Origin of the sequence: Roseburia yibonii (assembly GCF_014297335.1) — a bacterium.
GTDB lineage: Bacteria > Bacillota > Clostridia > Lachnospirales > Lachnospiraceae > Roseburia_D > Roseburia_D yibonii.
Window position 1 is genome coordinate 100,875 of record NZ_JACOQH010000006.1, and the last position, 17,855, is coordinate 118,729.

The 17,855-nt window shown below is 47.9% G+C and carries 19 protein-coding genes; 17 read left to right on the forward strand and 2 right to left on the reverse strand.

All coding sequences use genetic code 11. The features are described 5' to 3' along the window. Positions 1-67: 67 nt before the first annotated feature. The 3 genes from H8Z76_RS09465 (at position 68) to H8Z76_RS09475 (ending at position 5,159) form a co-directional block, all read left to right on the forward strand. Positions 68-3,142, forward strand: a complete 3,075-nt coding sequence (locus H8Z76_RS09465) for a DUF6240 domain-containing protein (protein ID WP_186982331.1) — start codon at positions 68-70, stop codon at positions 3,140-3,142. Between the two features lie 108 nt (positions 3,143-3,250). After that, a complete protein-coding gene (locus H8Z76_RS09470; protein WP_186982332.1) occupies positions 3,251-4,669 on the forward strand; it encodes a flagellin N-terminal helical domain-containing protein in 1,419 nt (472 codons plus the stop codon). A gap of 16 nt (positions 4,670-4,685) precedes the next feature. Next, a complete protein-coding gene (locus H8Z76_RS09475) occupies positions 4,686-5,159 on the forward strand; it encodes a flagellar export chaperone FliS (protein WP_022515560.1) in 474 nt (157 codons plus the stop codon). Here H8Z76_RS09475 and H8Z76_RS09480 read toward each other — a convergent pair. Further along, positions 5,126-5,374 carry a DUF2508 family protein gene (locus H8Z76_RS09480; protein WP_022515559.1) on the reverse strand — a complete coding sequence of 83 codons (249 nt, stop codon included), beginning with the start codon at positions 5,372-5,374 and terminating at the stop codon, positions 5,126-5,128. The genes H8Z76_RS09475 and H8Z76_RS09480 overlap by 34 nt on opposite strands. Before the next feature lie 136 nt (positions 5,375-5,510). Here H8Z76_RS09480 and H8Z76_RS09485 point away from each other — a divergent pair, with 136 nt between their 5' ends. The 14 genes from H8Z76_RS09485 to H8Z76_RS09550 all read left to right on the forward strand — a co-directional run bounded on the left by H8Z76_RS09485 (position 5,511) and on the right by H8Z76_RS09550 (position 17,115). Beyond that, entirely contained in the window at positions 5,511-5,783 is a 273-nt protein-coding gene (locus H8Z76_RS09485) for a pro-sigmaK processing inhibitor BofA family protein (RefSeq protein ID WP_186982333.1), read from the forward strand. 96 nt (positions 5,784-5,879) lie between these two features. Next, a complete protein-coding gene (locus tag H8Z76_RS09490; RefSeq protein ID WP_186982334.1) occupies positions 5,880-6,389 on the forward strand; it encodes an A24 family peptidase in 510 nt (169 codons plus the stop codon). Beyond that, positions 6,386-7,414 (forward strand): P-loop NTPase family protein, encoded by a 1,029-nt coding sequence (locus H8Z76_RS09495; RefSeq protein ID WP_186982335.1) that lies wholly within the window; start codon positions 6,386-6,388, stop codon positions 7,412-7,414. Before H8Z76_RS09490 ends, H8Z76_RS09495 begins: the two co-directional genes overlap by 4 nt. Further along, positions 7,392-8,600 (forward strand): CpaF family protein, encoded by a 1,209-nt coding sequence (locus H8Z76_RS09500; protein WP_186982336.1) that lies wholly within the window; start codon positions 7,392-7,394, stop codon positions 8,598-8,600. The genes H8Z76_RS09495 and H8Z76_RS09500 overlap by 23 nt, the downstream gene beginning before the upstream one ends. A 15-nt stretch (positions 8,601-8,615) precedes the next feature. Beyond that, positions 8,616-9,353 carry a type II secretion system F family protein gene (locus H8Z76_RS09505; RefSeq protein WP_022515554.1) on the forward strand — a complete coding sequence of 246 codons (738 nt, stop codon included), beginning with the start codon at positions 8,616-8,618 and terminating at the stop codon, positions 9,351-9,353. Between the two features lie 17 nt (positions 9,354-9,370). Then, the gene (locus H8Z76_RS13890) at positions 9,371-10,660 is read left to right on the forward strand and encodes a type II secretion system F family protein (RefSeq protein WP_186982337.1); all 1,290 of its coding nucleotides are present in this window, start codon (positions 9,371-9,373) and stop codon (positions 10,658-10,660) included. Positions 10,661-10,681: 21 nt separating this feature from the next. Further along, positions 10,682-10,849 carry a Flp1 family type IVb pilin gene (locus H8Z76_RS09515; RefSeq protein WP_186982338.1) on the forward strand — a complete coding sequence of 56 codons (168 nt, stop codon included), beginning with the start codon at positions 10,682-10,684 and terminating at the stop codon, positions 10,847-10,849. Between the two features lie 29 nt (positions 10,850-10,878). Continuing rightward, complete coding sequence (locus tag H8Z76_RS09520; protein ID WP_186982339.1) at positions 10,879-12,360, forward strand: DUF5702 domain-containing protein; 1,482 nt, start codon at positions 10,879-10,881, stop codon at positions 12,358-12,360. Beyond that, positions 12,329-13,192, forward strand: coding sequence for a TadE/TadG family type IV pilus assembly protein (locus tag H8Z76_RS09525; RefSeq protein WP_243240526.1), 864 nt, complete (start codon positions 12,329-12,331; stop codon positions 13,190-13,192). Before H8Z76_RS09520 ends, H8Z76_RS09525 begins: the two co-directional genes overlap by 32 nt. Before the next feature lie 13 nt (positions 13,193-13,205). After that, on the forward strand, positions 13,206-13,625 hold the full coding sequence (locus tag H8Z76_RS09530; protein WP_186982341.1) for a prepilin peptidase: 420 nt from the start codon (positions 13,206-13,208) through the stop codon (positions 13,623-13,625). 8 nt (positions 13,626-13,633) lie between these two features. Then, the gene (locus tag H8Z76_RS09535; protein ID WP_186982342.1) at positions 13,634-13,831 is read left to right on the forward strand and encodes a hypothetical protein; all 198 of its coding nucleotides are present in this window, start codon (positions 13,634-13,636) and stop codon (positions 13,829-13,831) included. A 2-nt stretch (positions 13,832-13,833) separates the two neighbouring features. Continuing rightward, positions 13,834-14,913, forward strand: a complete 1,080-nt coding sequence (locus H8Z76_RS09540; RefSeq protein ID WP_186982343.1) for a DUF6382 domain-containing protein — start codon at positions 13,834-13,836, stop codon at positions 14,911-14,913. Between the two features lie 57 nt (positions 14,914-14,970). Further along, positions 14,971-16,041, forward strand: coding sequence for a rhomboid family intramembrane serine protease (locus H8Z76_RS13660; RefSeq protein WP_243240514.1), 1,071 nt, complete (start codon positions 14,971-14,973; stop codon positions 16,039-16,041). 66 nt (positions 16,042-16,107) lie between these two features. Beyond that, a complete protein-coding gene (locus tag H8Z76_RS09550) occupies positions 16,108-17,115 on the forward strand; it encodes an SCP2 sterol-binding domain-containing protein (protein ID WP_022515546.1) in 1,008 nt (335 codons plus the stop codon). 2 nt (positions 17,116-17,117) lie between these two features. Here the strand turns inward: H8Z76_RS09550 and H8Z76_RS09555 are convergent, their stop codons facing one another. Then, entirely contained in the window at positions 17,118-17,771 is a 654-nt protein-coding gene (locus H8Z76_RS09555) for a sensor histidine kinase (RefSeq protein ID WP_186982344.1), read from the reverse strand. Positions 17,772-17,855 lie beyond the last annotated feature (84 nt).

Genomic DNA, 17,855 nt, shown 5'->3' on the forward strand with positions numbered 1-17,855 from the left:
TTTCACCGACATAAATATTAGTAGACTGCTCGGCAAAAAAAGCAGAGGGTGCGGAGGCATAAAAGCGATGAGAATTGAAAAATCAGGTATTTTTGATGTGACCCAGAATGATGGGATAGAGATCAGGGGAAAAGTTGAGGGTACAGCGGCAGGGACCGATGTGGCTTCAGATTTCTTTGTGAAAGATAAAAAGACCACACAGGTGACATATGGAAATCCGGCGGAGGAAGGAAAAGGAACGATAGCCGATGTGATGGCGCAGGCGGGCGCACTGGATGCGACCTTAATAAAAAATGAAATGCTGTTTGCGGGAAATTCGGCGACCACAAAAGACTGCGTCGGGATCGGAAAAGACGGATTTTCGCTGGGCGGAACCGATGTGGAGACGATCGTGACCGAGACCGATAAGATGAAGATGCAGCTCGCAAAGGCGGGCGTAGATGTAAGCTGCATGGGCGACGGGCTGAGTGAAGAAGTGCTGACGGAGATGACCGGAAATCCGGCGCTTGCGGCGCAGATCGCAAACAGCCTGACACAGGCGGATCTGCCGGTGACGGAAGAAAATCTTACGGAGTCCATGGAGGCGGTAAGTCAGACCGAAGGGATCAACGGACTGTCGGACGGCGCGATGAAATATATGCTGGATAACGAACTTCCGCCGACCATCGAAAATATTTACAAGGCAGAGTACAGTGGAAGCGCAAGCTACAGTGCACCGGCAAAAGCGGCGGATGATTATGCCGCAATGCAGGATCAGATCGAAAACGTGATAAAAAAAGCGGGACTTCCGGTAAATGAGGAAACACTTGGAAATGCGTACTTTATGCTGCAAAACGACATAGCGCTGACACCGGAAAACCTCACCTATCTCGGAGAATTAAAAGAGATGGACGCACCGCTCGATCAGGAGAAAGTATTAAATGCGATCACGGATGCGGTAGCGGAGGGAAAACGTCCCAAAGACGCGATGCTGATTTCCGGATACTCTCTGGCAGACCGGGCAAAAGACGCGTTAGCGGTGGTAGACAGCGCGACTGATCAGGATGTAAAGACTGTGGTCGGAGCGGGACTGGAGCTTAACATCCAGAATCTTGCGTGGTCGGAAATGCAGAATGCAGACGAAACGGTGATACCGGTGGATCTTAGCGATACGGACATCGCGTTTGTGACCGCAAAGCGTAAGCTGGAGGAGACAAGGCTTGCGATGACGGCAGAGGCAAACTATTCCCTGTTAAAGCAGGGCATTTCGATCGACACCGTGCCGTTGGCGGAACTTGTAGAAGAACTGATAAACGTGGAAAACACTTACTATAAAAATCTCCTGGAGCAGGGCGGCGCGGCAGCGACAGCGGAGAATGTGAAGCTGTTTGCGGATACGACGGATGTAGTCACATCCTTAAAGACGATGCCGGCATATACGCTCGGTATCAAAAGCGCGGATCTGTCCACGCTTCAGGGACTGCATGACGCGGGAAGCGCGTTAGAGCAGAGCTTAAAGCGCGCGAATGAGAGTTACGAGACGCTTATGACGGAACCGCGCAGGGATCTTGGAGATTCGATCACCAAGGCATTTCAGAATGTGGATGATATTCTGGAAGACTTAAATCTTGAGACCAGTGAGAGCAATGAGCGTGCGGTGCGGATTCTTGCCTATAACCGTCTTGATATCAATGAAACGTCGATCGCGCAGATGAAAGAGGCGGACGCACAGGTACAGCGCGCATTTGCGAACCTTTCTCCGGCGGTTGTGCGCGAGATGATAAAAAAGGGCATCAATCCGCTGGACATGGATATTACGGAATTAAACCGTACTGCGGAAGAGATCAAAAACAGTCTGGATGATGACGGAAGCGAGCACTTCAGCGAATATCTGTGGAAGCTGGAAAACAACAATGAGATTTCTGATGAGGAGCGGGATGCCTATATCGGGATCTACCGCCTGTTAAACCAGGTGGAAAAAACAGACGGTGCAGTCATCGGAGCGCTCATCGAGCAGGGCACCGAGGTCACGATGCGGAATCTTCTGACCGGTGTGCGTTCCTTAAAGCATCAGAATATGGATGTTACGGTGGATGACAATTTCGGAGCGATATCGGAGCTGACCGGAAACAACAATTCGATCACAGCGCAGATCGAAAAAGCATATCAGACCGACTGTGCGAAGATGGCGAAGGAACTGATCTCTCCGGAGGCGGTACGGCTTGCGGTGAAAGAAAGCGGCTGGGAAGACCTGACACCGGAACAGCTTTTAGAGCAGCTCAGAAACGCCAAAGCCGAAGTACAGGACGAGGAACAGGAAAGATATGTGCGCGGACAGCAGGCGGATATTGCGGCATGCATGAAGGCATCGGACGAGGTTTACCAGATGCTTGCGGATTATGATGTCCCGAATACCGTATACAATGTGCTTGCGGCGCAGGAATACATGGAAAACAGAAACGGTGCGTTCCGAAAGCTGTTTGCATCCGAAACGGAGCGGGAGGCAGATACGGATATCGAAGCCGCAAAAGCCGAAATGCTTGAAAAATACGGTGAAGCAGTAAAGACACCGGAAGAGATGAAGGCAGCGGAGGAAGAACTGGAAAAGAGGGCTGCAAGTGTGATGGATACCATGCTTGTGGATCACGCGAATGTGACCAGCATGCAGGTAAAAGAAATGAAGCTGATGCGCACGCAGATCGAACTCGGCGGTATGCTTGCAAAAAATGAAACCTACGCGATCCCGGTTCTGATCCAGAATGAGATCACAAGTGTACATCTTCGGGTCATCCGTGATGATGCCAAAAAGGGACTCGTCAATATCACGTTTGAGACGGATCATCTTGGGAAAGTAGCGGCGGAGTTAAAGGCATCCGGAAATACCGTGTCCGGTTACATTGCTTCCGACCGAAAAGAAACCACAGAATTTTTAAGCGAGCACGCAGATGCGTTACAGGAAGCGATAAAGACGGAGCTTTCTGAGAATACCGAAGGCGCGGCCGCGGCGGAGATCTCGTTTGTGACGAGCGAGAGCCTGGATCTTACACACTTTGAGCAGAAAGAAGCCGTAAAGCAGGAAGGCGAAAAGGAACTTTCCAAAGTGCAGACAACGACGCTTTATACCATCGCGCGGAAATTCCTTGAAACAGCGAAATCACTTTAACCATTAAGAAAAATAAAAAAGAGCCGATATAATAAATAGATATCTGACACGGACTGTCACTTGAACGCATGGACGCGGGGCTTACAAAGAAGATGAAGAGGTGCATATATGAAAGTCAATCATAATATTTCAGCAGTAATTTCAAACAGTCAGCTGCTTCGTACAGAGAGCAACCTGACAGATTCTATTGAGCGTTTATCTTCCGGACTCAGGATCAACAACGCGAAGGATGATCCGGCAGGACTTGCGATCTCAAATAAAATGCAGCAGCAGATCAATGGTATCGAGCAGGCAAACCGCAACGCGCAGAATGCAACATCCGCATTGAATACGGCGGACGGAGCCTTAAACGAGGTTACAAGCATCCTTCAGAGAATGCGTGAGCTTTCCGTTCAGGCGGCAAACGATACGAACACCCAGGAGGACAAGCAGGCATCCCAGGCAGAGATCGATAAGCTGGTCGAAGAAGTGGATCGTATCTCCAAGGACACCGAATACAACTCACAGTCCCTGTTGGATGGAACGATGGATACCAGAGTTTATGGAAAAAATGTCGGAAGGATCAATATTTCCGATTATGTCGCAACCGGCGATTACAAGGTAAATGTCACAGCAACCGGTGAGAAAGCGGAATTTGATTACGCGGCAGATCTTGTCACAGAATTAAGACCGGCAGACGGCGAAGAGACAGAATTAAATATTAATGGTTACAAAGTAACGATCGAAGCGACCGATACCGATGAAGCGATCAAAGAAAAGATCCGTACCTGCGCAGAAAAAGGTGACGCGGTTGCGGATATTCAGGCAGACGGAACGGTGAAATTTACATCAGCTGCATACGGCAGCCTGGAAAAACTGGATATTTCCTATAAAGTTACCAACATTGAATCCGAGGAATTTACAGAGACACAGATCACGGGAACTCCGGTATTCGGTAAAGATGCGGAAGTGACACTGGTATTTAAGAATGATGCGGCAGAGCCGGGATCCAACTTCGAAAAGACAGCTACCGTTACGACAAGCGGAAACCGCATCAAAGTAACCGACAAAGACGGATTTTCCATTGATTTCCTTTTGGATGACAATTTTGATACTACACAGAACAATCCGGTAAAACTTGAAGTGACCGACATGGGAACCATGGAGGTTCAGGTCGGTGCTAATGAGCATCAGCTTGTCAAAGCGCGTATCCCGAAGATCTCTTCCGAGACACTGTATCTGGATACCGTTGACGTGACAACGATGGCTGGACCGGATAAGGCAATGGATACCTTAGATGACGCGATTGCCATGGTATCTGACGCACGTTCCAAGATCGGAGCTTACACCAACCGTCTGGATTATTCAAGCAGCAGTCTTGCACAGACAGATGAAGATCTGACGGCGGCATTCTCCCGTATTAAGGATATCGATATGGCGACAGAGATGACGACTTACGCAAACCAGCAGGTATTACAGCAGGCAGGAACGTCCGTGCTTGCACAGGCGAACGATATTCCACAGCAGGTATTACAGCTCTTACAGTAAAGAGGGAATGTGAGCAATGCAGAAAGAAAAAATACAGGAATTTACAAGAAGGGTCAGTCAGGATAACCGTACTTCGCTGATTGTTACGATGTATGACATTATGCTGACCTACCTGGATGAGGCAAAAGCCGCACTTGAGGCAGAAGACCGGGAAGGATTTAAAGCTGGTCTGCGCCATGCGGACCGGGTACTGGTACAGCTTCAAGACTCTTTAAATTTCAAATACAGTCCGGCGGATACTTTATACGCACTCTATGTATATTGCAGGGAAGAGCTTGCGCTTGCAATGGCAAAGCAGGATCTTACCGGGATCGGACATGCACAGACGGTTCTTTGCGGACTTCGCGGAGGCTTCGCCGAAGCTGCGGCAAAGGACACATCAGAACCGCTTATGCACAACACCGAGCAGGTATACGCGGGCATTACTTATGGAAAAAATAATTTAAACGAAAGCTTTCAGTCGGAGGCATCCAGAGGATTCTTTGTATAAGAATCCTCTATTTGTTTTACCCGGGCAAGCAAGAACTGATATCTCATCTGCACCGCTTTGACTTCGTAGATGGAAGCATCGATCAGATCCGGTTCCACCATATTTTCAAAAGTGGCATAGGCGTTTTCAAGCTCGCTCTTGGTACGGGCGAGATCATCTAATAAAAGCATATAATGCCGGTCTGTTTTTCGGTTGTTCTTCAATAACTGAAACAATCATATCCCCCGCTTTCTTATGGGAAAAATCCTCTTTTTACTAAGTATAAGCAAAAATCTCCATTCTATACAAAAATAAGAATAAATCATAAAAATCCGTATATATTGTAGGGAAAACAGACGAAGCGGACAACATATGGAGCAAAAATACGGAGCAGTCATCATTCTTTCAATGTGCGTCGTTGTACTGCTCATTGGAATGATGAAGAAAAAAGCAGAAATGATCTTAAATTTTTTCGTGCGCATGGTGGTTGGACTGGTCTGCGTATATTTCCTGAACAGTTTTTTACAGGCAAACGGAGTGGCGGTGGCAGTCGGGATCAATCCGCTTAGCGCGATCACACTGGGAAGTCTCGGGACGGGAGGCTTTGCCCTGCTTTATGGGATCGCGTTTTGCCAGTTCCTGTAAAAAATAAAAAAATTTCAAACTTTCGCGAAACGACATGTACAAGTAAGAAAATGTACCGTATAATTCGTGGTATCAAAGCGAGGTGATGAGACAGAGGTGTTAAAATATCTTACGCTGCTTATGATCCTTTTTGCGGCGGCGTGGATGGATCTGTGTACGGAAAAGATCAGTAACCGGCTGATCTTTTTCGGAATTGGAATCGGACTTTTTTTCCAGTTAAAGGAACACGGAGCAGTGGGAATCCTATACTTTTTCATTTATATTTCTATTCCGGTTATCGTATTTTATCTGTTATTTCTGATGCATGCGCTTGGCGCAGGCGATATCAAATTATTTTCCGTAATTGGTGTTTTTTTGAATATGAGTGGATTGTGCAGATGCGTATTTCTTGCATTTCTTTTCGGCGCGGGCATTTCTCTTTTCCGTATGGTAAAAGAAAAAAGTCTGCGGCAGAGAATGAAAAGCCTTATGGATTACGCAAAGCGCACGGTCCACACAGGACAGGTTACATCTTATCGGAGCAGTCGGAATGCGGCTGATACCATCTGTTTTTCGGTTCCGATCCTGATGGGATATCTGTGCTATCTGTTGGAGGTGATGTGTTGAGAAAAATAAGGGCGGCAATTTGTGACGAGGAAGAACTCTATTGCAGCAGGCTTGTCGAGTATTTGCAGGCAAATCAGAGTGAGATGGTGGAGGCCTGCGTCTGCTCGCAAAAAAAGGAGCTGAAAAAATTACTTTTGGAATCCGGTGTGGATGTGGTTTTAATGACAGAAGATTTTTTTGCCCCCGATATCCTTTCGTATGGCGGTGTCATATTTGCGCTTCTGGGCGATGAAATGGTATCGGAGGAATACCGGGAATATCCATGTATTTTAAAATACCAGAAAGCGCCGGAGATCCTGCGGGGGATCTGCAGGCTGGCGGGAGAAAGACTGGATGACACAAAAATGGTTTCCGTTCTTGGAAAAGAAAAGCGGAGTGTGGCGTTTTATTCGCCGCATCAGGAGTTTTCCCAGATGTATCTGGCGATGGGCTATGCGAAGATCTGCGCGGCGAAAGAGCGGGTGCTGTACTTAAACCTGATGGAGTGCGCCGGGTTTGAAGAGCTTTTTGAAGAAAAATATAAAGAAAACATCGGAGATTTCCTCTTTTATCTGAGAAGACAGGAAAAGAATCTCCGGTTACGTTTTGAAAGTATGCTGCATCAGTTTGGGGATGTGGATTATCTGCCGCCGGTCTTCTTTGGAGAGATCCTGCGGGAGGCAGGAAAAGAGGACTATCAGGCGCTGCTTGTGTGGCTTCTTGTCGAAACAGACTATGATGTGATCGTCTGGGATCTGGGCGGCATGTTTGCAGGTTTCTTTGATCTTTTGGAACAGTGCGCGGAGATCTACTGCCTGACCAGGGAAAATCAGGGGGCGAAGCAGCGGCTCGGCCAGTTCCTGCAGTGCGTGGAGGAATACGGAGGCGCGGCGTTAAGAGAGCGTCTGCATCTTATCCCGGTGTCCGGGCAGTGCGTCATTTCACAGGGAAAAAGTCTGATGCAGGAACTCGAATGGGGAGAATTCGGTGATTATATCCGAAAGCAGCTGAAAGGAGGAGCAAATGTCGAAGGAGCAGGGGGATGAGATCCGCAAAAACGTGCTGGAACGCATGGATGTTTCACGGGATCTCGCAGATGAAGAACTGTGCGATCTCATCCAGGAAGAGATGAAAGAGAGCAGGCGCGGCAGGGTGATCTCGCTGATGCAGCGGGAAAAGCTTACGGAGCGTGTATTTAATTCGCTGCGCAAGCTGGATGTCTTACAGGAGCTTTTAGAAGATGAGGAGATTACAGAGATCATGGTGAATGGCCCGGAAAAGATTTTCTATGAGAAACGGGGCGGGCTGTATCAGTGGGACAAGCAGTTCTCCTCCGTCGACAAGCTGGAAGATATCATTCAGCAGATCGCCGGAAACAGCAACCGGATGGTGAATGAGTCCAGCCCGATCGTGGATACACGTCTTTCGGACGGATCCAGGGTAAACATCGTTCTGCATCCGATCGCACTCGACGGATCCATGATCTGTATCCGGAAATTTCCCAAAGAACCGTTAGGTATGCGGCAGCTTCTGGCGTATCATTCCATATCCGAGGAAGCGGCAGACTTTTTGAAGAAGCTGGTGCGGGCGGGATACAACATCTTTGTTTCCGGTGGAACAGGTTCCGGGAAAACCACATTTTTAAATGCGCTGTCAGAATTTATACCCGAGGAGGAACGTATCATCACGATCGAGGATTCCGCCGAGTTAAAGATCACCGGGATCCCCAATCTGGTGCGGTTGGAGACCAGAAACGCGAATGCGCAGGGAACCAATGCGGTATCGATGCGCGACCTGATAAAAACAGCCCTGCGCATGCGTCCGGACAGAATTATCGTGGGCGAATGCCGTGGGGCGGAAGCGCTTGATATGCTGCAGGCGATGAATACCGGTCACGATGGAAGCCTCAGCACCGGTCATGCCAATTCAGCGAGAGATATGTTAAGCAGACTGGAGACCATGGTGTTGATGGGGATGGAGCTTCCGCTTGCGGCGATCCGCGGACAGATCGCGTCCGGAATAGATATTTTTGTCCATCTTGGAAGAATGCGCGACCGAAGCCGGAAAGTACTTGAGATCGCGGAGGTGGATGGCATAAAAGACGGGGAGATCGTCCTGCAACCGCTGTTTTTGTTCCGGGAAACCGGTCATGACAACAGCCGGGTAGAAGGAGTCTGGGAAAAAGCCGGGGAACTGAAACACAAGGACAAGCTTTATTTTGCCGGAGAATGACAGAGAGGACAGGGTATGGATTATCGAAAGTATCAGTTTTGCGCGAAGGAGCGGATCCTTATTGTTTTTGAGAGTATTGCGGTGACTGCGGTCATAGCGTTTCTGTGTTACCGCTCGGTGTATGTGATGGCGGGATGTATTCCCGTGTATCTGTTTCTGGCAAAGAGAAAGAAACAGGAATACATCCGCAGACGCAGGGAAAAGCTCGGGGTGGAATTTAAAGAGAGCCTTCAGGCGGTGGCAGGTGCGCTGTTAGCGGGATATTCCATGGAAAATGCGTTCCGGGAAGCGGAAAAAGAAATGACCCAGCTATATGGAACCGAGTCCTGTATGGTGCGCGAATTAAAAGAGATCAATGTAAAGACGGCATGCAATCAGCCGTTGGAACCGCTTCTTTTAGATTTTTCAAAGAGAAGCGGCATGGAGGATGTGGAAAGCTTTTGCCAGGTGCTGGTATTTGCAAAGCGCGGTGGAGGAGATTTTGTACAGATCATAAAGGCGACAGTGCGAAAGATCGCGGACAAGATAGAGGTGAAACGGGAAATAGAGACTGTTATGGCGGCAAAACGTCTGGAGCAGAAAGTCATGCAGGCGGTTCCGGTTTTTATCCTGTTTTATCTGGATGTGACGTCACCGGGATTTCTGTCGGTGCTGTATGGGAATGCAGTCGGCATTTTGTTCATGACCGGATGTCTGGCTTTGTATCTGGCTGCCATGCGGATCGCGGAAAAGATTGTAGATATATCAGTATAAGAGAGGAGAGGGCAAAAGTGGTATTTTGCATAGCAGAGGCGGTGATGGCGGTTATCTGGCTGGTCATTGCCGTAAAAAAGAAGCAGACCGGAAGCCGCCGCAGGGCACCGGTGATCCTGCTTGTGATCGCGGCACTGGGAATTGTGATAGCGATCCGTGCCAGAAATGAAACGGTCTTAGACGCCGGAAACCGCATTGAGAGAAAATCGCCCGGACAGGGAGATCGGACGGAGGCACTTGAGGTGACGCTTCCGGGAAGCGAGGAAGAACCGTATCAGGCGGTCATCGCAGAGCGGCAGCTCACCGCAGAAGAGAAGGAGGAGGTGTTTCAAAATGCGAAAGAGGAAGCGGAACAGATTTTTATCGGGGATAACGATTCAACGGACGAAATACGGGAAAATGTTGTGCTGCCTGCCACGCTTGCCGACGGGCTGGTGCAGGCAGAGTGGAGCTTTGATAATTACGAAGTGATGCAGCCGGATGGAACGATCATAGAGGATGCGGTGCCGGAGAGCGGCATTTATGTGCAGGCAAAACTTGAGATGACCTGTCAGGACAGTATTTTGGTCTATAGTTTCTATTTTAAAGTGCTGCCACAGAAACTGACGCAGACGGAATATATAAAAAAACAACTGGATGCGGCAGTGGCGGAGGCAAATGAAAAGACGGCATCTCAAAATTACATTGCGCTGCCGGAGCAGGTGGAAGGCTATGCCATCAAGTGGCAGGAAAAGAAAAGCCGGGATGCGGTAAACTTTGCGTTTCTTGGCATTATTGCTGCGGCAGCAGTGGTTATGAAGGAGCGGGAAGATCAGAAAAAAGAATATGAGCGCAGAGAAAAGCTGCTGCTTGCCGGTTATCCCGAGATGATAAGTAAGCTTACGCTGCTGCTCGGTGCGGGAATGTCAGTGTCGTCTGCCTGGGAAAAGATCGCTGGTACATACAAAGCGCAGAGAAAGCAGCATCTGACGAAAGAAGATCCGGTATATGAGGAGATGCTCCTTACCTGCAATGAAATGCGGGACGGAGTCAGCGAGCGGAACGCGTATCTGCGTTTTGGTGAGCGGTGCGGTCTGACGCAGTATCGAAAAATGGTTTCTATTATTACGCAGAACATAAGAAAGGGGCAGCAGGAACTGACCAGACTGTTAGAAGAGGAAGCACAGGAGGCATATGCCCTCCGCAGGGAACTGGCAAAAAAGGCAGGTGAGGAAGCGGGGACAAAACTTCTGCTTCCGATGATGCTGATGCTTATGCTTGTGATGGCGGTCATACTGGTGCCTGCATGCATATCATTTCAACTGTAAAAAAGAAGGAGGAATAATTTCATGGAAAAATGGAAGGAATTTATGGCAGAAGAAGACGGAGTTGGCGTTGTGGAGGTGATCCTGATCCTTGTCGTTTTGATCGGACTGGTTTTGATCTTTAAAGAACAGCTCACCGTGCTGGTCAATAATATATTCAAGACCATTACGACAGAGTCCCAGAGAGTATGAGAATAAAGGATCAAAAAAGAGACGGCAGCATGACAATATTTGTTTCACTGGTCATGCTGCTGGTGGCTTCGGTACTTTTTACCTTATTAGAAGCGGCGCGTTTTCCGGGATTGGATGCAAAGGCGGATATGAATGCGATGCTGTCGGTCGAGTCGGCGTTTGCGGAATATCAGAAAGAGATCTGGGATCAGTATGATCTTCTGTTTCTGGATCTTGGTTACGGAGAGCAGCTTATGGATCTTACGAAACTGAAAGAACGCATACTGGCCTTAAATCAGGAAAATCTGAATCCAAAGACGGAGGGATGGATCAACAAAAGTGCCAATTTTTATCGAATGAATGTGACACAGTGTGTGATCGATGAGTATGAACTTGCAACCGATGACGGCGGCATGGCGTTCTTTTCACAGGCGGTGGAGTCAGTAAAAAATGAAGTGCCTTATCAGGCGGCGGAAGCGTTGTATGAAAAGATAACCGGGATAAATAATGTGGAAGAGAGCGCGGATCATCCGGAAGAGACGATGAATCAGGCACAAAGGACGATCATGGAGGAACGCAACCGCAAGAAAGAAGAAAACAGACAAAGGCAGGAGCAGGGAGAGATCGTGCAGCCGTTGGAGGAGGTCGAGAATCCGGTGGAAACGGTGAGTGCGCATAAGACATCCGCGATTCTTGCCCAGACTGTGGAAAACCCGGATGCACTGTCGGTAAAGGCTTTAAATTTGACGGACACTGTGGAAAACCGGACCAAACAGGAGGGAAACAGTCCTGGGTATTACAATGCGGGCTTCTACGAAAAAATTTTGTATCAGAAATATTTACAGGATCATTTTGGATGTTATACCAGGTCAAATGAAAACCGTGTTCTGGATTATGAACTGGAATATCTGTTGGTTGGAAAAGCCTCCGATCAGGAAAATCTGGAAAGTGTGGTACATCGGATTCTTGCGATACGCCTTGCGGCAAACATTTTATACCTTTTGGGGGATGCGGCAAAGATGGAAGAAGCACTTGCGGCAGCGACCGCGCTGGTGGGATTCACCGGAAATCCGGGGATCATAGAGCTGGCGAAGATGGGGATCGTTGTAGCATGGGCATACGCGGAGAGCATTCTCGATCTGCGCACGCTGCTTGCGGGAGGAAAGGTAGCGCTCATCAAGTCAGCGGAAAACTGGACACTTGGGCTGTCCAATCTTTCCGGGGCGTTTTCGGGAACACAGAAAGTAAAAGAAAGCGAAGACGGTTTCTCTTACGAAGATTATCTGCAGAAAATGCTCTATTTTGAAACACAGGAGAAATTGAATTACCGTGCGATGGATCTGATCGAAAAAAATGTCCGGGTCTGGTCCGGGAATCAGAATCTGCGCATGGATTCTATGGCACAAAGAATGAAAGTGACTGTCTGCTATGAGGCGAAACCATTGTTTTTGCGGCTTGTCAGGATCGGAGATATCAGTGATGAAACATATCAGTTTACCTATGAAAAGAAAATATCCTATCTGGATACCTGAGAAAGGAGGTGCGAAGCGGTGTCTCTTTACCTCTTTTCGAAAAAAGAAAAAAAGCTCTCTCTTTGCCAAAGGGGCACCGTTTTGTGCCTCCGGGAAAGCGTCATTTACGATAGAGGCAGCAGTGATATTTCCGCTTTTTGCCGGACTTCTTGTCACGATCCTATTCTTTTTCCGGGTGCTCATGGTGCAGCAGACGGTGGAAGAAGCATTGCAGTACACCGGAAGAAAGATGGCGGTGCTTGCCTGGGAGAGTGAGGAAAAAGGAACACTTTTAAGTCTGGCGGAGGCGGAAGCGATCTTTCATGGAGCGAAAAAAGACGCGGGCGACGCATCGGTATACCAGGGGTGTGGAACGGTCAGTCTGGACGCGGTGAGGTCATCCTTTACCGGAAATTATATTCAACTTTACACCACCTATGAGATTCCGCTTCCGATCGGCTTTTTCGGAAAGCAGGAAATCAGAATTGTCCAGTCGGTAAAAACAAGGAAATGGACGGGGTACAGCAAAGATGATGCGGGGATGGAACAGGATCGTTTTGTTTATGTGACACCGCATGGACATGCGTATCATGCCACCATGGACTGCGCTTATCTGGATCTGAGTATACAGAGTGTGAGTTATTCCATGGTAGGGAGTTTGAGAAATGCGGATGGAGCGCGTTATACGAGGTGTGCTTCCTGTGGGATGGAAGGAGGCACCGTTTACATTACAAGTTATGGAAACCGTTATCATTCAAGCCTGACCTGCGGTGGGCTAAAGAGAATGGTTTATCTGATAAGGCTTTCGGAAGCACAGGGCTATCATGCGTGTCAGAAATGTGCAGGAAGCTGAAAGGAGAGAGGATATGATTGAAACATGTATGACATTAGGGCTGCTTGGGGTGTGCTCGATTGAGGATGTCAGACGAAAAAAAGTGGGAGTATACAAGCTGTGTGTGACCGGAATAGCGGGAATACTGGTGCATTTACTCCGTGGTACGATCGGAATTTACAGTATTCTCGGGGGCGCAGCGGTCGGAATGGCGCTTCTCGTTCTGGGAAGGATCTTTCAGGGAAGCATAGGATATGGGGACGGGCTGGTTTTGATCGATACCGGCATCCTGCTTGGGGCACCCGATAATCTGGAGCTTTTCTTTACGGCGCTTTTTTTCGCCGGGATTTTTGCGCTGGTTGGCTGCGTGTTTTTTCATAAAAAAAGAAAGGATACGTTTCCTTTTGTACCTTTTTTGCTGATCGCATATGTGGGGATGCTGTTATGGGGATGAAAAAAAGTATGAGAGCAAGTTATACCATAGAAGCTGCGCTTATTTTGCCGGCTGCACTGTTTTTGATCCTCATTTCCATACGGACCGGGATCTCCATGTATACCGAAGTAAAGGAGGCGGCATGCCATTACGAACAGGTGCAGCAGTTTGACGCGGTCGGCGAAATAAAACAGATCAAACGATGGAAAAAGTTGTTGGAGGAATAAAAATGGAAGTATATTTTAAGCGAAATCTGCTGCAAAGTTATATGGTGATCGAGGATTCCTTTTATGGTGGTTATGATATGACGATGCTGAACAGAAACCGGCTGCCCGGATTTTTTGCCGTAAAGATGGTGGAAGCGGATGGAACATGGCAGTATTGGTATGAGATCACCGGATTGCAGATGTTAGATGAATACATGAAACAGAAAGCGGTGGATTATGCGCTACTTAAAAAAATCGTGTTACAGATAGACGCCTGCCTGGAACTTGCGGCAGAATATCTGCTTTTGCAGGAAAATATCAGCATGCAGACAGAGCGGATCGGGATTCGCCCGGAAACAGGACAGCTGTATTTTTGTTATCACAGTGGAGAAAATGTGGAACCGGAAAGACAGTTTCAAAATCTGATCGAACAGATCCTGCCCAACGTGGATCACAAGGACAGACAGGCGGTAGAAGCAATCTATGCAATTTACGAGATCGTGCTCGCGGATCATTTTGATTTTTCAGATGTAAAAAAAGTATTTGCAGAGATACCGGAGCTGACAGAGGATACGGTCTCGATGGTTGCAGAGGACATAGAATACCGGCAGGAAGAGCCGGAAGAAAAAACGGAGGAAAATAAAGCGCAAAAGGAGTGGGAAAAGCTGCGGGGAGCGCTTGCAAAATTAAAAGAGCCGTTTTACAGAAGTAAAAAAGAAAGTCAGCCGATCCAGGTATCCTTTGAACCGGATGACGAGGAGGTGGAAGAGGCAATGCACCCGACGGTACTGCTTTCCGATATTTCCGGCGTGATCGGAAAGTTAAATTACAATGGAAGAAACGGAGAAGCTGATTTCCTCATCCAGTCGGAGAATTTTAAGATCGGAACCAGGGAGGATGAAGTGGATGCCTGCCTGAAATCGGCGGCGGTGAGCCGCATTCACGCGCGTATTGTCCGGGAAGGAGAGGAATATCTGATCGAGGATTTAAACAGCAAAAACGGGACATGGGTAGACGGCGAGCTGTTAAATTACAAAGAGCGTCGTAAATTAAAGAAAAATGACAGAATCCGATTCGCGGATGAAGAATATATTTTCAGTTGACATGAAAAAATAGAAGTGCTATTGTTTCTGGTATTAAAAAGGAGAAGAGGTGCTTTTTTGATAGCAGAGATCGATCAGATGTTAAAGGCGGAAGGCTACCGCTTTTTGAAGGTGCAGCCGGAAGAAGCGGGTGTTTATTACAGATATGAGAATGGGACAGTAGAGGTTATTCTGGGACTTTTGGATCACAGTGCGTTTCAGATGAATGCGGCAGTCTGCGCGAGCATGAAAGAGCATATCAGAGAGCTGTTCTTCTTATCGCATGGCAGAGTGCCGGGGATCACGGAGGAGATGCCGGTTTATCAGGTGGATATCCTTTGTCTTGCGATCACGGATCAGGTGGAAAAATACCGTGTGCTCTGTAATGAAATGCGCGGTATCTGGCTGGTGGAGGCGGGGACAAAACGGCTCATCATTTATGAAAATCAGCCCGGAGACTTTTACGGACTGCAAAAGCGGCTATTAAATCTTCTGGATCAGTGCGGGGAGCAGACCTCTGCGCGTGCCCCAAAAAGAGAAAAACACGCGTTACAGATCGACTGGCGCGGGATGACCTGGGTAAACACCGGGCTTGTGGCGGTCAATATCCTTGTGTGGATCGTTATGGAACTGTTCGGAAATACAGAGGATTCCCAGTATCTGCTGGAGCATGGGGCGATGTATCCGCTTTTGGTCGTCTCGCTTCATGAGTGGTACCGGCTGTTTACCTGTATGTTTGTACACATAGGATTTCCGCATCTGGTCAATAACATGATCGTACTGTTTTTCACCGGCGACCGGCTGGAACGCGAGATCGGAAAAGTGAAATATCTGTTGATCTATCTGCTTTCCGGGCTTGGCGGGAGTCTGCTCTCTATGGTCTATATGTTAAAAACAGGCGATATGGCAGTTTCCGTAGGTGCGTCCGGTGCTATTTTCGGCGTGATCGGCGCATTGCTGTATCTGGTGATCCGAAACAAAGGGCGGATCGGGACACTGACGACAAGAGGACTGGTCTTAATGATCGCGCTCTGTCTGTATTACGGATTTACGGCAACAGGGGTGGATAACTGGTGTCACATTGGAGGCCTGGTGATGGGATTTTTGCTTGCGGTACTGCTTTATCGCGGAAATCCGAGAAAAGATTGATTTTAGCGGTAAAAATTTATATACTGGGTATAGATATTTTTTAATAAGCAGGAAAGAGGATAAGGAATGAAAGTCAATATTTACTATGGCGGACGCGGACTGCTGGATGATCCGACACTTTATGTAATAAATAAGATGCAGGAGGTACTGCAGGAACTTCGTGTGAACGTGGAGCGTTATGATATCCATGAATACAAGAACAGCATTTCCACCCTGCCGCAGACACTAAAGGAAGCGGATGGCATTATTCTTGCAACAACAGTGGAATGGCTCGGAATCGGTGGCTATATGCAGCAGTTTCTGGATGCCTGCTGGCTATACGGGGACAAGGAGAAGTTACAGAATATGTACATGCAGCCGGTAGTTATGTCAACCACATACGGAGAGCGGGAAGCAGAGATCACACTTTCAAACGCGTGGGATATTCTGGGTGGGCTTCCGTGCAACGGGATCTGCGCGTATGTCGAGGATCTGGTTTCATTTGAAATGAATGAGGAGTATTCTTCGATCATTGAAAAGAAGGCGGAAAATCTGTATCGAACCATCTCTCAGAAGGTGAAAGGACTGCCGACCAGCAATCAGGCGGTGACCCGTTCCGTGCTCCGTACACAGCAGATGGAGCTGACCCCGCAGGAGACCGAGCAGTTATCCAAATATGTGGCGGATGATACTTATGTGAAAAAGCAAAAAGAAGATATCGAGGAACTTGCGTCGATGTTTAAGGATATGCTTGGACAGACGAAAGAGGAAAATTCCGGAGATTATATTGTAAAACTGGAATCCCATTATGTGAAAAAAGAGGATCTTGACGCGGTATACCGCTTTGATATAGAAGGAAAAAGCCAGGCGCTCATCGCAAAGATCCAGGCAGGAGAACTGACCTGCGAATATAAGGCGAAAGAAGAAGCGGATTTTGAGGAAGCGGATGTTTCGGCAAAGCTTTCTTCCGAAGTTATGGAAAATATCCTTGCCGGTCGTTCTACGTTCCAGGGCGCGTTTATGACAGGAGACATGACGGCAAAAGGAAACTTTAAGACACTTCGTACGCTGGATGAGATTTTTATCTTTGAGTAAGATCAGGATCCGGGATTGACCGGGAGCAGGATCGAAAAGGTGCATCCGTCACCGGGACGGGATTCAAAGAGCAATCTGCCCGAGTGATCTTCGATGATCTGACGGGCGATAGGAAGACCGAGTCCGGTGCCATATTCTTTGGAAGTGGTAAAAATCTCAAACAGATTGTCTTTCGTGGTGTCCGGGATGCCGCCGCCGAAATCGGTGAGCTCGATGTCGATAAAGTCATCTTTACGAAAGACATTTAAAATGACAGTTCCGGTTTCGCCCATCGCTTCATAGGAATTCTTTAAGAGATTGATCAGAGCCTGTTTTAAGCGCAGGGAATCGATGAAAATGGGAGGAAGATTTTCTTCGAGAGTTGTTTTACAGACAAAATTCTGGGAAAAAGAAAGATTATGGATCGCGTCTGAGATTTCCCGGATGAAATCAGCGGGAGCGACCAGTGAGAGGTTTAACGGATAGCCGGTGCGGCTCAAAGAAAGCTCGGCGATCAGGTTTTTCAGGTAAGTTACCTCCTGCATGGTATCTTTCCACAGGGGATAAGCTGCAACATCGGGATGCTTTTTCTCGATCAGTTGGAGTGAACTGTTGATCAGTGTGACGGAGTTTTTGGTTTCGTGAAAAATTTTCATATAGTCAAGTGTTGTCAGCATGAAAAAGACCTCCCGGAAGTGTTTTAAAATTTGAAATATGCTAAGTGTAGCACTACTTTCATGCAAATTCAATGAAAAGTAACC

Bases quoted from the DNA above. Each gene is read 5' to 3' on its own strand.
- H8Z76_RS09525 (WP_243240526.1), top strand. From the start codon at position 12,329: ATGAAAAGAAAATATCCTATCTGGATACCTGAGAAAGGAGGTGCGAAG.
- H8Z76_RS09515 (WP_186982338.1), top strand. From the start codon at position 10,682: ATGGAAAAATGGAAGGAATTTATGGCAGAAGAAGACGGAGTTGGCGTT.
- H8Z76_RS09535 (WP_186982342.1), top strand. From the start codon at position 13,634: ATGAGAGCAAGTTATACCATAGAAGCTGCGCTTATTTTGCCGGCTGCA.
- H8Z76_RS09550 (WP_022515546.1), top strand. From the start codon at position 16,108: ATGAAAGTCAATATTTACTATGGCGGACGCGGACTGCTGGATGATCCG.
- H8Z76_RS09470 (WP_186982332.1), top strand. From the start codon at position 3,251: ATGAAAGTCAATCATAATATTTCAGCAGTAATTTCAAACAGTCAGCTG.
- H8Z76_RS09530 (WP_186982341.1), top strand. From the start codon at position 13,206: ATGATTGAAACATGTATGACATTAGGGCTGCTTGGGGTGTGCTCGATT.
- H8Z76_RS09505 (WP_022515554.1), top strand. From the start codon at position 8,616: ATGGATTATCGAAAGTATCAGTTTTGCGCGAAGGAGCGGATCCTTATT.
- H8Z76_RS09520 (WP_186982339.1), top strand. From the start codon at position 10,879: ATGACAATATTTGTTTCACTGGTCATGCTGCTGGTGGCTTCGGTACTT.
- H8Z76_RS09485 (WP_186982333.1), top strand. From the start codon at position 5,511: ATGGAGCAAAAATACGGAGCAGTCATCATTCTTTCAATGTGCGTCGTT.
- H8Z76_RS09555 (WP_186982344.1), bottom strand. From the start codon at position 17,771: ATGCTGACAACACTTGACTATATGAAAATTTTTCACGAAACCAAAAAC.
- H8Z76_RS09465 (WP_186982331.1), top strand. From the start codon at position 68: ATGAGAATTGAAAAATCAGGTATTTTTGATGTGACCCAGAATGATGGG.
- H8Z76_RS09500 (WP_186982336.1), top strand. From the start codon at position 7,392: ATGTCGAAGGAGCAGGGGGATGAGATCCGCAAAAACGTGCTGGAACGC.
- H8Z76_RS09475 (WP_022515560.1), top strand. From the start codon at position 4,686: ATGCAGAAAGAAAAAATACAGGAATTTACAAGAAGGGTCAGTCAGGAT.
- H8Z76_RS09540 (WP_186982343.1), top strand. From the start codon at position 13,834: ATGGAAGTATATTTTAAGCGAAATCTGCTGCAAAGTTATATGGTGATC.